This window comes from Flavobacterium commune (assembly GCF_001857965.1).
Lineage (GTDB): Bacteria > Bacteroidota > Bacteroidia > Flavobacteriales > Flavobacteriaceae > Flavobacterium > Flavobacterium commune.
In genome coordinates this window covers 2025381-2038508 of the sequence record NZ_CP017774.1, presented here as the reverse complement: position 1 = coordinate 2038508, position 13128 = coordinate 2025381, and the positions used below count along the sequence as shown (strand labels likewise).

The window sequence follows — 13128 nt, the reverse complement described above, 5'->3', positions numbered from 1 at the left end:
TTTGATTAATAGTGGCATTTTCCACATTCTAAACCTCCCATTTGTGCTTCAGTCAATTTATCCACACCATATTTCTTAGAAAGTTCTTCATGTATCTTAGTATAATACCCATTTCCTTCCATTTTAACATCAGTTTTTCTGTGGCAATCAATACACCAACCCATAGTTAATGGAGCAAATTGTTTTTGAATTTCATAAGTCTCAACAGGACCGTGACATGTTTGACATTCAATTCCACCAACAGTTACGTGTTGTGAGTGATTGAAATAAACAAAATCAGGTAAATTATGGATACGAACCCATTTAACCGGCTGTGTTTTTCCAGTATAAGACTGAGTTGTTTTATCCCAACCTACAGCATCGTATAATTTTTGAATTTGAGCATCATAGAAAGCTTTGCTGTATTCCGGAGTAGCGGTAGTTTCAGCAACTTCTGAAATATTCTTATGACAGTTCATACAAACATTTAAAGAAGGGATACCAGCATTTTTACTTACTCTGGCAGCAGAGTGACAATATTTACAGTTAATCTCATTATCACCAGCGTGAATTTTATGAGAATAATGTATTGGCTGAATCGGAGCATAATCTTGATCAACACCTACCTGCATGAAATAACCATACACAAAATAACCACTAGCAAGTAACAAGAAAATACAAGAAACCAATACTAAAAATTGATTTTTAACAAAAGCCTTCCATATTGGAGTACTTTCAGCCTTAGCAGCTACTTCAATTCCATTTGCTTTAGCAACTTTTCTCAAGACATTGTTTACCATAAACAACATCACTACTAAAACCACTAAAACCAACGCAAGTACTCCTAATATCATATTATTAGAGTTACCTCCACTAACATCAGTTCCCGGAGGAGTTGCAGCGCCTGTAGCAGCACCCGCAGCAGGCTCAGCTTTTGGTTCAGAAGTATATGCTATAATATTATCAATATCCTCATTAGACAACTGAGGGAAAGATGTCATTACTGCCTTATTGTTTTCTTCAAACAACTTAACCGCAGCAGCATCACCTGACTTAATCATGTCAGAACTGTTATGAATCCACTTGTAAAGCCATTCTGCATCATGTTTATCAGCAACCCCTCTCAAAGCAGGCCCTGTTGACTTAGCATCAAGCTTATGACAAGCAGCACAATTAGAATTAAAAAGCGCCTTACCTTTTACCGGATCACCACCGGCAGTAGCAGCTGCAGGAGCAGCCTCGGTTGGAGCTGCAGGAGCAGCATCTTGCGCAAATGAAGAGAAGGAAAAAGCCAGCATCATCGCTAAACTTAAAAACATTTTCCTTGAGTTCGAATTATGGTTACCCACCTTTTTCATAAAGTATAATGATTATCTACTAAAAATTGGCACAATTTTTTATACAACAATTTCATATAAAAACGTCCCTTTATTTTAAACAGCCACAAAAATACGACTTAAGAACTATTCTCAAAACCCTAAAACAACCCAAACAACAATTTATATCAATTCTAAATAAGTTTTTTATTTCACATTAAGTATATAATTAGTAATTTTACTTAAAAATCTTCACGTTATGAGAATTTTAACTATTCAAAACAGCATTTTCTACATTGCCTATCTAAGTATTTTAAGCCTAAAAGTATCCGCTCAGGAAACAAAAATTAACATTCAGCAAAATCCTAAATTCGAACAACTGCTAAGCGAAAAAAGAAAAATCAACTCCTCAATAGCTGTAAATGAACGATATAAAATTCAGGTTTTTAGTGGCGTTAGCGAAAAAGCAAAAAAGACCTTAAGCGACTGCAAACAAAATTTCACCCATTTAGACGGAACTATCGTGTTCAACACACCTAATTACAAAGTTTGGATAGGGAATTTTAAAAGCCGCATTGAAGCTGAACGAAATTTAATCGAAATCAAAAAAAGCTATCCCAACGCTTTTTTAATTAAGCCTAAAAAATAAAATTTTAACACTATTTGTTACAAAAAAAGAGTCTAATAAAGCGTCATTTTGCTTTATTAGACTCTTTTTTTTATGTGTTAAATCAAATCAAAAGTCGAAAATTAAACTCGCTTAAACTTATTGATATTACTGTCAAATAAAACTCAAAAAGCTTACATTAAAATGTAGTGGCTTATTAAAAAAAAAAAAAAACATTCATCATAAAGTAACTTGTTAATATAACTGCGTTGCAAACGCTACGATTTGTTTTCTAATTTAAAGTAGATACTCGCCACAGGCAAGCACCAGAGTTATTTACAAACGAGGACGAGTGGGAGTTATTGTTTCGCCCATTGCTTCCCAAAACATTGAAGATGCCGTTGAATATTACATTTACAAAGCCAGTAAAAAAGTAGCTCTTGATTTTTTGAAAGATTATAGAAAAACATATAAAGCACTACAAACAAACCCTTTTTACCAGTTTCACGATAACAATTATCGATTTCTGCCTTTTGGCAAATTTCCTTACATCTCCTTTTTTATTGTGGATGAACCCAGTAAAACTGTTTTCTTAAACGCTGTATTTCATACTTCACAAGATCCTGATAAATATCCTGTTAGATAACAACAGAAAACCTCGCAAATTGCGAGGTTTTTTATGCTTAATAATTGTGCATTATAAATAATTTGAAATCCCTTTTAGGAGAAATAAAAGACCAACTATAATTAGCAGTGTAGCTGCAAACCAACCTTGTAAATCTTTTGAATTAGAAAACAAATCAACATTTTTTCTAAAAAAACCGTTGTTAACTTTATAAAGCCATTTTGAATAAAAAAAGCCGATGATAATGCTTAATAACGGTAAAATAATATCCTGTATCATAATTTATTCCTTTTCTGTTTTTGCATCGATATACCTATCTATTCCCATAATTTTAAGACTTACATTTTGTTGTAAAATTTTATTACCTAAATTCATTACTTCTTCTCCATCAACATTCTTTAAAGTGGGTTCTAATCCTGGCACTTTATTTAGATAATGTTCCGCAACCTTTCCAGCTCCGTAAACAGCAGCAGCTTTTGCAATTTTAAATCCATTTTTAGAAAGATCATTTCCGTTAAATGCCTGTACTGTAGCTACTGTTGTTGATATAGCAGTTCCACTAAGAGAAATAGTATTTCCAATACCTGCAAGAGGCACGCCAACTTCTGCAAAAATTCCTGTGGCTGTCAAGGCGTATCCGGCAACAGCTATACCATCTCCTATATCTTGTAATCCTTGACCTAAATCACTCCATTTCTTTGCTCTTTGTTGACTTCTCCAGCTACTATAAAATTTACCTGTACTATAAACGTGAGATTGTAGCTGTCCTAAATAAGATGCGTCACCGCGATTATTTTTTGTAATTGTAACTTCACTTAAAGCATCATGACCTGTGAATTCATTTGTAGTATTATCTACACTTCCTGCTTTACCGTTACCGATATTATCAGAGTAAAAGCTACCACCTGTATTGGTCCAAACTGTTTTACCGCTACTATTGTTACTATTGTTCCAGAGAGAATTTATAAATTCTTGTGAAAGCAATCCGCTTGGATCCATCCAAAAAATTGGATTATTTCTGGCGAAAGCAAAAGGAGAGGTTGAAAAACTCATTTCAGACAAAGCGTCTATCGAATTAAAACGACCAATTGCCATATCATATTGACGGAAGTCCATTGCTGTCATATTAAGCCCCAGCTCGTCTTGGAGTTCTTTTCCGTTATACTTATAATTATAACTAACAACAATACCAATACCATTCCCAAAACCCTAAAAATACAAAAAATCCCGACGAATCGGGATTTTCTTATAAATTTATATTTGAAATATTATTTCAATTTTTTCTTGATTGCTACTTCGTGGAAAGCTTCAATAACATCGTATTCTTCAATATCATTAAATCCTTTAATTTGGATACCACAATCGTAACCTTTGGTAACTTCTTTAACATCGTCTTTGAAACGTTTCAAGGCCACCAATTCTCCTTCGTGAACTACCACTCCGGCTCTGATAACTCTGATTTTTGCCTGACGGGTAATTTTACCATCAGTAACCATACATCCAGCAATAGAACCTACTTTAGAAATTTTGAAAATTTCTCTAATCTCTGCAGTACCTAACACTTCCTCTTTCATTTCCGGAGCAAGCATTCCTTCCATTGCATCTTTCAAGTCGTCAATAGCCGCGTAGATGATTGAGTAGTAACGGATATCAATTTCTTCTTTATCAGCAAGCTGTCTTGCATTTCCGGCAGGACGAACGTTAAATCCGATAATGATTGCATCTGATGCAGAAGCCAACATAACGTCAGTTTCAGTAATTGCTCCAACTCCTTTATGAATGATATTAATTTGAATTTCTTCAGTTGACAATTTAGAGAACGAATCAGATAATGCCTCAACAGAACCATCCACGTCTCCTTTAAGGATTACGTTCAATTCTTTAAATTGACCTAACGCAATACGACGACCAATTTCGTCAAGAGTAATATGACGTTGTGTACGTACTGATTGCTCACGCATTAATTGAGAACGTTTAGCAGCAATTTGTTTTGCTTCTTTCTCGTCTTCAAAAACATTGAATTTATCTCCGGCTGTAGGAGCTCCATCTAAACCTAAAATAGATACCGGTGTTGACGGACCTGCAACAGTAACAATGTTACCACGCTCATCGTGCATTGCTTTGACCTTACCATGGTGTTTACCTGCTAACAGGTAATCTCCAATTTTTAAAGTTCCGTGTTGCACCATAATAGTAGAAACATATCCTTTTCCTTTATCTAAGTAAGCTTCAACAACAGCACCCTGAGCTGACTTATTAGGATTTGATTTTAAATCTAAAATTTCAGCCTCTAACAATACTTTCTCCAAAAGATCTTTTACTCCAAGACCTGTCTTAGCAGAAATATCATGAGATTGGATTTTTCCTCCCCATTCTTCGATAAGCAAGTTCATACCTGCTAACCTTTCCTTAATCTTATCCGGATTCGCGTTTGGCTTATCTATTTTATTGATTGCAAATATAATTGGCACCCCAGCCGCCTGAGCGTGAGAGATAGCCTCTTTGGTTTGCGGCATGATATCATCATCGGCAGCAATTACGATAATAACAATATCGGTAAGTTGCGCTCCACGTGCACGCATCGCGGTAAACGCCTCGTGACCCGGTGTATCTAAGAATGCAATTTTTTGACCATTCTCTAATTTCACCCCGTAAGCACCGATGTGTTGTGTAATTCCTCCAGACTCACCAGCGATAACATTTTCTTTACGAATATAATCCAGTAAAGAGGTTTTACCGTGGTCAACGTGTCCCATTACCGTAACAATAGGCGCTCTGTTTACTAAGTCTTCTTCTTTATCTTCAACTACCTCGATAGCTTCTTCGATATCTACAGTAATAAACTCAACATCATAACCAAATTCGTCAGCAACAATAGTTAATGTTTCTGCATCCAAACGCTGGTTCATGGTAACCATGATTCCAAGAGACATACAAGTTCCAATAACCTTAGTAATTGGCACATCCATCATGATAGCAATTTCACCTACAGTTACAAACTCGGTTACTTTAAGAATTTTACTTTCTTCGTCTAAAGCTCTTTGTTCATCATCTGATTTCTGACGGTGAGTATCTCTTTTATCTCTTCTGTATTTAGCAGCCTTAGATTTCCCTCCTTTTTTACCCTGAAGTTTCTCTAAAGTCTCTCTAATTTGATTTTTAACTTCCTCTTCTGTTGGCTCAACTTTAGCCACAATAGCAGGACGATTTCCTTTTACAAATCCAGGTCTGGCACCTCTGTCTCCTCTGTTAGCATTAAATCCACCACCAGTATTAGGTGTTATTTTATTTGGATTTGGAGTCCCGGGAGTTCTGGGAGCATTTGATGTATTTGGAGCCGCAGGAGTTCCTGGTTTAGGCGCAATTCTCTTACGCTTATTTTTATTTGCATTAGCTCCGGGAGCACCAGGAGTACCCGGCTTATTTGCTGTAATTTTAGGATCTTCTTTTTTCTTTTTAGGCTTATTGAATTGCGATAAATCAATAGTCTGACCAGTTAATTTAGCTCCTGAAAGTTTTTGATATTGCGTAGCAATTGCCTCCTCAACCGGTGCTTCATCGGTTTTTACAACCTCTTTTTCAACCTTAGCTACTTCTTTAGGCTGAGGCGCTGCAACAACTTGCTTCTCCTCTTTTTTAGGTTCTTCCTTAGGTGCTACATTTTCAACAACAGTCTTACTAGCTTCGGCAACGATAGGTTTTTCTACTTTTTTGTCTGATTCTATTTTCTCTGGAGCACTAGTTTTAGGAGCCGGTTTGTCTTCTACAACTTCAGGTTTAGGAGCTACTACTTTCTCCTCTACAGGAGCAGCAGCAGGTTTTGCAGGATTCAAATCAATTTTCCCAACTTGAACAGGACCTGAAATTACAGCTCTTGCCTTAATTACTTCCTGTTGCTGTCTTTGTAATTCTTCCTCTTGCTTACGCTTATCTTCCGCCTCTCTATCACGCTCAATACGTAAAGCTTCTTTTTCTTTCCTTTTCTCTTCGCTTACTTCTTTAGAAGCCTCTTTTTTCCCTCTGTCACCCGCAAACTGACCGCACAAGACATCGTACACTTCATTAGAAATTTTTGTGTTTGGATTGGACTCTATCGCAATCCCTTTATCTTTAAGATAATCCACAGCTCTTTCTAAAGAAATATTCAATTCCCTTAAAACTTTGTTTATTCTTATTACTCTCTCTTCAGACATATAACCTTTTTATTATTACCTATTTCGTTGTGTTGTTTAGAAGTATAGAACTAACTATCGAACTCTTCTTTCAATATTTTCATTACATCCAGAATTGTTTCCTCCTCTAAATCTGTTCTTCTTACTAAATCTTCTACATCATGTTTCAATATACTTTTAGCAGTATCTAATCCAATTTTTGCAAATTCTTCGATAATCCACTCGTCTATTTCATCTGAAAACTCTGTTAATTCAACATCATCTTCATCTGCTGTAGTTCCTTCAACATCTCCTTCTCTGATAACATCCAACTCATAACCCGTTAATAAACCGGCTAATTTAATGTTGTGTCCTCCTCTACCAATTGCTTTTGAAACCTCTTCTAATTTCAGGAATACCTCAGCTCTTTTAGCTTCTTCATTGATTTTAATCGAAGAAACCTTTGCAGGACTCAATGCTCTTGTAATAAACAGTTGAATATTATTAGTATAATTAATAACATCAATGTTTTCATTACCTAACTCACGTACAATTCCGTGAATACGAGAACCTTTCATCCCCACACAAGCCCCTACCGGGTCAATTCTGTCATCATAAGAATCCACCGCTACTTTTGCTTTTTCACCCGGAATTCTCACTACTTTTTTGATCATGATTAAACCGTCAAAAACTTCCGGAATTTCCTGTTCAAATAATTTTTCCAAGAACTTCTCAGAAGTTCTGGACATAATAATTTGAGGTTTATTTCCTTTTAATTCAACGCTTTCAATAATTCCGCGAACGTTATCTCCTTTACGGAAAAAATCTGATGGAATTTGTTTTTCTTTTGGCAAAACAATTTCATTTCCTTCATCATCAACAAGAATAACAACTCTTGGTCTTACATGGTGTACTTCGGCGGTGTATATATCACCTATTAAATCTTTAAATTGCTTATAAAGATTTGTATTATCGTGTTCATGAATTTTAGAAATCAAATTTTGACGCAAAGCCAAAATAGCTCTTCTTCCTAAATCAATCAATTTTACCTCTTCAGAAACTTCTTCTCCAATTTCAAAATCAGCTTCGATTTTTCTAGCCTCGGTTAAAGTAATCTCTTCATTTTCGAAATCTAAATCTTCATCAGCAACAATTACTCTTCTTCTCCAAATTTCCATATCTCCTTTATCAGGATTGATAATGATATCGAAATTATCATCTGAACCGTATTTTTTCTTCAATGCATTTCTAAATACATCTTCTAAAATTGCCATAAGCGTTACACGATCAATAAGTTTATCATCTTTAAACTCTGAAAATGAATCGATTAATGCTAAATTTTCCATGCGAATTCTTTAATTAAAATGTTACTGTAACAACTGCCTCTTTAATTTCTGTATAAGGTATTTGTTGTTCTTTCTGTACTGTTTCTTTTCCTTTTCCTACTTTTTTAGGCTCTCTTGCTTTCCAAGACAAAATTATGAAATCTTCATTAGCATCAACTAATTCAGCTTCAATTTTTTCAGTATTTGTAGTCACAATCAGGGTTCTGCCAATATTCTTCACATACTGACGAACCATTTTTAACGGAGATCCCACACCTACTGAAGCTACTTCTAAAGAATAATCCTGTTCTTCTCTATCCAGCTTACTCTCTATTGCCCGACTTACATCAATACAGTCCTGCAAAATTACACCATTATCATCATCTAAGGTTATCATAACTTTAAATGCTTCAGTAATAGTTAAATCAATCAAAAAAAGCGTAGGTCTATCTTCAAGAGCCTCCACTAACAACGTATTTACTTTCTCTTTAAATGTCATATTTTTTATAAAAAGAGGGGACATTTAGTCCCCTCATTATCTAGATTTTAATAAATAACGGCACAAATATAGTGTTTATTTTTATAAACCAAAAATAATTGATTGCTGTAAAATTATTCCTTACCTTTATTATTACTTTAAAAACCAAATCCTAACCTCCTCCAAAGAACAAAACCATGAAACGAATTCTTGTCCCTACCGATTTCTCAACACGAGCCGAAAACGCTCTAAAAGTAGCCGCTCAAATAGCCCGAAAGAACAATTGCGAAATTCATCTTTTACACATGCTTGAAATTCCAAGTCAAATGAATGACGCTATAACCGGCGGAGCTGCAATACCGGAAATCATGCTGTTTTTACAAAAAGCAAAAGAAAAAATGCAGTTCATTAAAGAAAAAAACTACCTTAAAGAACTCACCGTAATTGATTTTATTCAGCTGGAAAAAGCCTCTCACGGAATCCTTTCCTTCATCAATAAAGAAGAAATTGACTTAGTTGTAATGGGTTCCAATGGCGTATCAGGAATCGAAGAACTCATATTAGGCTCAAATACCGAAAAAGTAGTCCGATTATCCCCAGCACCTGTAATTGTTATTAAGGAAGAAATCAACAACTTCAACCCTGAAAACATTGTTTTTGCTTCCGATTTTTCAGAAGAGATAAGAAAACCGTTTCAAAAAATCCTGGATTTCGCTAATTCTTTTGACGCTAAACTAAATCTGGTAACTGTATGTACTCCAAACAGCTTTAAAACAACAGCCATTGCCAACAAAATTGCAAAAAAGTTCATCAGCGAATTTGAAATAAAAAATTACTCATTCAATATCTACAATGACGTAAACATAGAAAAAGGCATTATCCATTTTGCCAAAGACATAAATGCCGATTTAATCAGCCTCTGCACACACGGAAGAACTGGTCTTTCTCATTTTTTCACCGGAAGCATCAGTGAAGATTTAGCCAATCACGCCTCCAAACCACTCTTAGTATTAAAAATATAAAACGAAAGTTTATTGCATAAAAAAAGTCCCGATAAAATCGGGACTTTTATGTTGGTCTACTAGGACTCGAACCTAGAAAGACTGCACCAAAAACAGTTGTGTTACCATTACACCATAGACCAGCAGTGCTTTATTGCGAGTGCAAATTTACAACGTTTTTCAGTTTACGCAAATTTTTTTTGATATTTTTTCGAAAAAAAATTCACAAAATCAAAATCTACCTCAAAATCAACACCTTAAAAAACCTAATTGTTTTGTAGAAAATTTTGTTAATGCCTATAACCTTAAGTAAAAAAACATTTTCTTTGTAACTCGAAAAAATTAACTAAATTTTACTACATGAACAAGGAGTCTTTCAATTTCAAAAAATGGAATACTATCATAGGATGGATTGCTTTTGGAATCGCATTAATAACCTATTCTCTTACTGTTGAACCTACAATGAGCTTTTGGGACTGTGGGGAGTATATAGCCACAGCAGCAAAACTAGAGGTAGGTCACCCACCGGGAGCTCCTTTATTCCAAATGATTGGCGCCTTTTTTGCAATGTTTGCTGCCAGTGCACAACATGTTGCGTTAATGGTCAACATGACTTCTGTTTTCTCCAGTGCTTTTACTATTCTTTTTATGTTTTGGTCTTCTACCATGATTTTGAGAAAAATTGTAAATAAGGATGAAGAAGCCAACAAAAGTAATGACATTGCAATTCTGGGAAGTTCACTTGTAGGTGCTTTAGCTTATACTTTTTCCGATAGTTTTTGGTACAACGCCGTGGAAGCCGAAGTTTACGCCATGGCATCCCTGCTTATTGCTTTACTTTTCTGGCTTGGATTGCGTTGGGAGCAAGACATGGATAAACCAAGAGGCAACAAATGGCTACTAATTATCTGTTTAGTAACCGGTTTATCGTTTGGTGTACACTTTATGGCATTATTAACTATCCCGGCAATAGGGTTTCTGTATTATTTTAAAAATTACAAAACCATAACCATTAAGAACTTTATTATTGCCAATGTAGTAGTTGTATCTGTTTTATTATTTATTTTCAAATTACTACTCCCTTTAACCATGGCTTTTTTTGCCAAAACAGAAGTTTTTACCGTTAACAGCCTTGGAATGCCTTTTGATTCAGGAACCATACTTGCTGCCTTAGCATTAATTGCTGCTTTTTATTTTGGATTAAAATACACCAAAAACAAAGGTTTAATAACTTACAACACCTTAATACTTTGCATATTATTTATACTAATTGGTTTCTCAACCTGGTTAATGTTGCCAATTCGCGCCAATGCCAATGTCATTATTAACGAAAACAGACCTTCGGATGCCCGAGAAGTATTAGCGTATTACAACCGCGAACAATACGGCTCCAACCCATTGTTTTACGGACCTCAATACACCGAAGCCTTTGCAGGACTAGACCCTGAAAATCCTTATCGTGACAAAGCTCCTAACTACGAGAGAGATTACAAAACAGGAAAATATGTTATTGTAAATAATTATAAAAACGCCGAACAAAACAGTGATGACGCTCAAAAATCGTTTTTACCAAGAATGTGGAGCACAAGTAATATTGAAAATTATATCAATTTTACAAACCCTCCACAATTTAGCATCAACCCAAACTATCCTTATGAAAATGATTTAGCCAGATATGGAGTGGATGCGAGCAAACTTTCTGAAGAAGATTACAACCGTGCCATTGCTCAATTAAAGAATGAGGTAGAAAAAACAATCACTGAATTCAGGCAAGCTTATGCTCAAAAACAAATAGACAACGAAGGCTATGTAAAATTCTTAAGAAGCTACAGCGATTACCTAATCATTGAAAAACCTACCATGACTGACAATCTTAGTTTCATGGTCGAATATCAATTTGGGTATATGTATTGGAGATATTTAATGTGGAATTTCGTAGGCCGTCAAAGCGACAATCAGGGAAGATACGACAATCAGGACGGAAACTGGCTAAGCGGAATACCATTTATAGATGAGATTCATTTAGGTTCTCAGGACAATCTGCCTACCGATGCCTTAAACAATAAAGGCCGTAATGTTTATTATTTCATTCCTTTTATTCTGGGACTTATCGGACTAATGCACCATGCCAGCAAAAACTTAAAAAGCTTTTATGTTTTAACTATTTTATTTCTTTTTACAGGAATAGCATTAAAAATCTACTTAAACGAAAGACCTTTTGAACCACGAGAAAGAGACTACGCCTTAGTAGGCTCCTTCTATGTTTTTGCCATCTGGATTGGATTAGGCGTTTATTCATTATACGAAAGCGCCAAAAAATATCTAAACCCAAAAATTGCCGGACCGGTTATCATAGCAGCTTCTTTATTGACAGCTCCTGTATTAATGGCTGCACAAAACTGGGACGACCACGACCGCTCAGACAAATATACGGCTCTTGCTATGGCTAAAGCCTACTTAAACTCTTGCGACAAGGATGCTATTTTATTTACCATTGGAGACAATGACACTTTCCCTTTATGGTATGCTCAGGAAATTGAAGGTATCAGAACTGACATAAAAATTGTCAACACTAGTCTTTTTATGACAGACTGGTACATTGACCAAATGAAATCAAAAACCTATGAATCAGAACCACTCCCTATTTCGTTTACTCACGATCAATATGTAGGTGATAAACTGGATTATGTAGTAAGTATTCCAAAAATAAAAAGCCGATGGACTGTAAAAAGTTTTATGGATTTTATAAAACACCCTAAATCTACTGTTGATATGCAGAACGGACAAACCATCCATTTCTACCCAACAAATCAGGTTAGAATTCCGGTGGACAAAAACGCTATCATCAAAAGCAAAATGGTTGCAGAGAAAGATTACGATTCTATCGTTCCTTATATTGATATTGACATCCAAGGAAGTGCCTTATACAAAAACCGACTGATGATGCTGGATTTAGTTGCTAACAACAACTGGAAAAGACCAATCTATTTTAGCGGCGGGGCTTTTGAAGACGAAGAATATTTATGGATGAAAGACTACCTGCAACTTGACGGTATGGTTTACAAATTAGTCCCTGTAAAAACTACCATTCCTAAAGACGGAAACCCTATGGAAATGGGACAAATTGATGCTGATAAAATGTACAACATCATCATGAAATGGGATTGGGGCAATAGCGATGGTGATATATACCACGATCCGGAAACCCGTAGAGAAAGTATCACCTACAGGACCAATCTTTCTCGATTGACGGATCAATTAATTAAAGAAAATAAAATAGACAAGGCTAAAAAAGTAATCAATCTGGCTATGCAAAAAATGCCAATTGACAAATTTGGCTACTATTCTTTACTGGAACCATTTGCAAATAACTATTACCAGGTAGGTGAAAAAGCAAAAGCACATGAACTACTTACTAAATTAATAGGCAAGTACAAAGAAAATCTAAATTACTACAGCAAAATGAGCGCTTCTGACCAATCGGACATAGCGATAGATATTGTTACTGATATTGAGCGATACAGAGCCTTACTGGACGTAATGAAGAAAAATAACGACACCGCTTTCTTCCAAAAAAACCGGGCAACTTTCAATACTTATATTGATATTTTCGAACGTTTTGGACGTGATAAAGAATAACAAACAA

At 35.4% G+C, this 13128-nt stretch carries 9 protein-coding genes and 1 tRNA gene; 4 read left to right on the top strand and 6 right to left on the bottom strand.

Features of this window, described 5'->3' with window-relative positions; genetic code table 11:
• Positions 1 to 5: 5 nt before the first annotated feature.
• Positions 6 to 1337 carry a c-type cytochrome gene (locus BIW12_RS08480; RefSeq protein WP_071184727.1) on the bottom strand — a complete coding sequence of 444 codons (1332 nt, stop codon included), beginning with the start codon at positions 1335 to 1337 and terminating at the stop codon, positions 6 to 8.
• A gap of 217 nt (positions 1338 to 1554) precedes the next feature.
• Between BIW12_RS08480 and BIW12_RS08475 the strand changes: the two genes are divergently transcribed.
• On the top strand, positions 1555 to 1944 hold the full coding sequence (locus BIW12_RS08475; protein WP_071184726.1) for an SPOR domain-containing protein: 390 nt from the start codon (positions 1555 to 1557) through the stop codon (positions 1942 to 1944).
• A gap of 310 nt (positions 1945 to 2254) precedes the next feature.
• Positions 2255 to 2548, top strand: a complete 294-nt coding sequence (locus BIW12_RS08470) for a type II toxin-antitoxin system RelE/ParE family toxin (protein WP_083382080.1) — start codon at positions 2255 to 2257, stop codon at positions 2546 to 2548.
• A gap of 261 nt (positions 2549 to 2809) precedes the next feature.
• Here BIW12_RS08470 and BIW12_RS08460 read toward each other — a convergent pair whose 3' ends face one another.
• From BIW12_RS08460 to rimP, 4 genes are all read right to left on the bottom strand, one after another.
• Positions 2810 to 3715 carry an RHS repeat-associated core domain-containing protein gene (locus BIW12_RS08460; RefSeq protein ID WP_262494225.1) on the bottom strand — a complete coding sequence of 302 codons (906 nt, stop codon included), beginning with the start codon at positions 3713 to 3715 and terminating at the stop codon, positions 2810 to 2812.
• A gap of 80 nt (positions 3716 to 3795) precedes the next feature.
• A complete protein-coding gene (gene infB / locus BIW12_RS08455) occupies positions 3796 to 6720 on the bottom strand; it encodes a translation initiation factor IF-2 (protein ID WP_071184722.1) in 2925 nt (974 codons plus the stop codon).
• 50 nt (positions 6721 to 6770) lie between these two features.
• Complete coding sequence (gene nusA / locus BIW12_RS08450) at positions 6771 to 8024, bottom strand: transcription termination factor NusA (RefSeq protein ID WP_071184721.1); 1254 nt, start codon at positions 8022 to 8024, stop codon at positions 6771 to 6773.
• A gap of 13 nt (positions 8025 to 8037) precedes the next feature.
• Positions 8038 to 8502, bottom strand: coding sequence for a ribosome assembly cofactor RimP (gene rimP / locus BIW12_RS08445; protein ID WP_071184720.1), 465 nt, complete (start codon positions 8500 to 8502; stop codon positions 8038 to 8040).
• A 176-nt stretch (positions 8503 to 8678) separates the two neighbouring features.
• On the opposite strand from rimP, the gene BIW12_RS08440 reads away from it, so the two are divergent.
• A complete protein-coding gene (locus BIW12_RS08440) occupies positions 8679 to 9503 on the top strand; it encodes a universal stress protein (RefSeq protein ID WP_071184719.1) in 825 nt (274 codons plus the stop codon).
• Between the two features lie 51 nt (positions 9504 to 9554).
• On the opposite strand, the gene BIW12_RS08435 is transcribed toward BIW12_RS08440, so the two are convergent.
• Positions 9555 to 9625: transfer RNA gene (locus tag BIW12_RS08435), tRNA-Gln, on the bottom strand.
• Between the two features lie 217 nt (positions 9626 to 9842).
• Between BIW12_RS08435 and BIW12_RS08430 the strand changes: the two genes are divergently transcribed.
• The gene (locus BIW12_RS08430; protein ID WP_071184718.1) at positions 9843 to 13121 is read left to right on the top strand and encodes a glycosyltransferase family 117 protein; all 3279 of its coding nucleotides are present in this window, start codon (positions 9843 to 9845) and stop codon (positions 13119 to 13121) included.
• The last annotated feature ends 7 nt before the right edge of the window (positions 13122 to 13128 follow it).

Excerpts from the sequence above, each read along its gene's own strand:
- nusA (WP_071184721.1), bottom strand. The coding sequence starts at position 8,024 with ATGGAAAATTTAGCATTAATCGATTCATTTTCAGAGTTTAAAGATGAT.
- BIW12_RS08480 (WP_071184727.1), bottom strand. The coding sequence starts at position 1,337 with ATGAAAAAGGTGGGTAACCATAATTCGAACTCAAGGAAAATGTTTTTA.
- rimP (WP_071184720.1), bottom strand. The coding sequence starts at position 8,502 with ATGACATTTAAAGAGAAAGTAAATACGTTGTTAGTGGAGGCTCTTGAA.
- BIW12_RS08475 (WP_071184726.1), top strand. The coding sequence starts at position 1,555 with ATGAGAATTTTAACTATTCAAAACAGCATTTTCTACATTGCCTATCTA.
- BIW12_RS08430 (WP_071184718.1), top strand. The coding sequence starts at position 9,843 with ATGAACAAGGAGTCTTTCAATTTCAAAAAATGGAATACTATCATAGGA.
- infB (WP_071184722.1), bottom strand. The coding sequence starts at position 6,720 with ATGTCTGAAGAGAGAGTAATAAGAATAAACAAAGTTTTAAGGGAATTG.
- BIW12_RS08440 (WP_071184719.1), top strand. The coding sequence starts at position 8,679 with ATGAAACGAATTCTTGTCCCTACCGATTTCTCAACACGAGCCGAAAAC.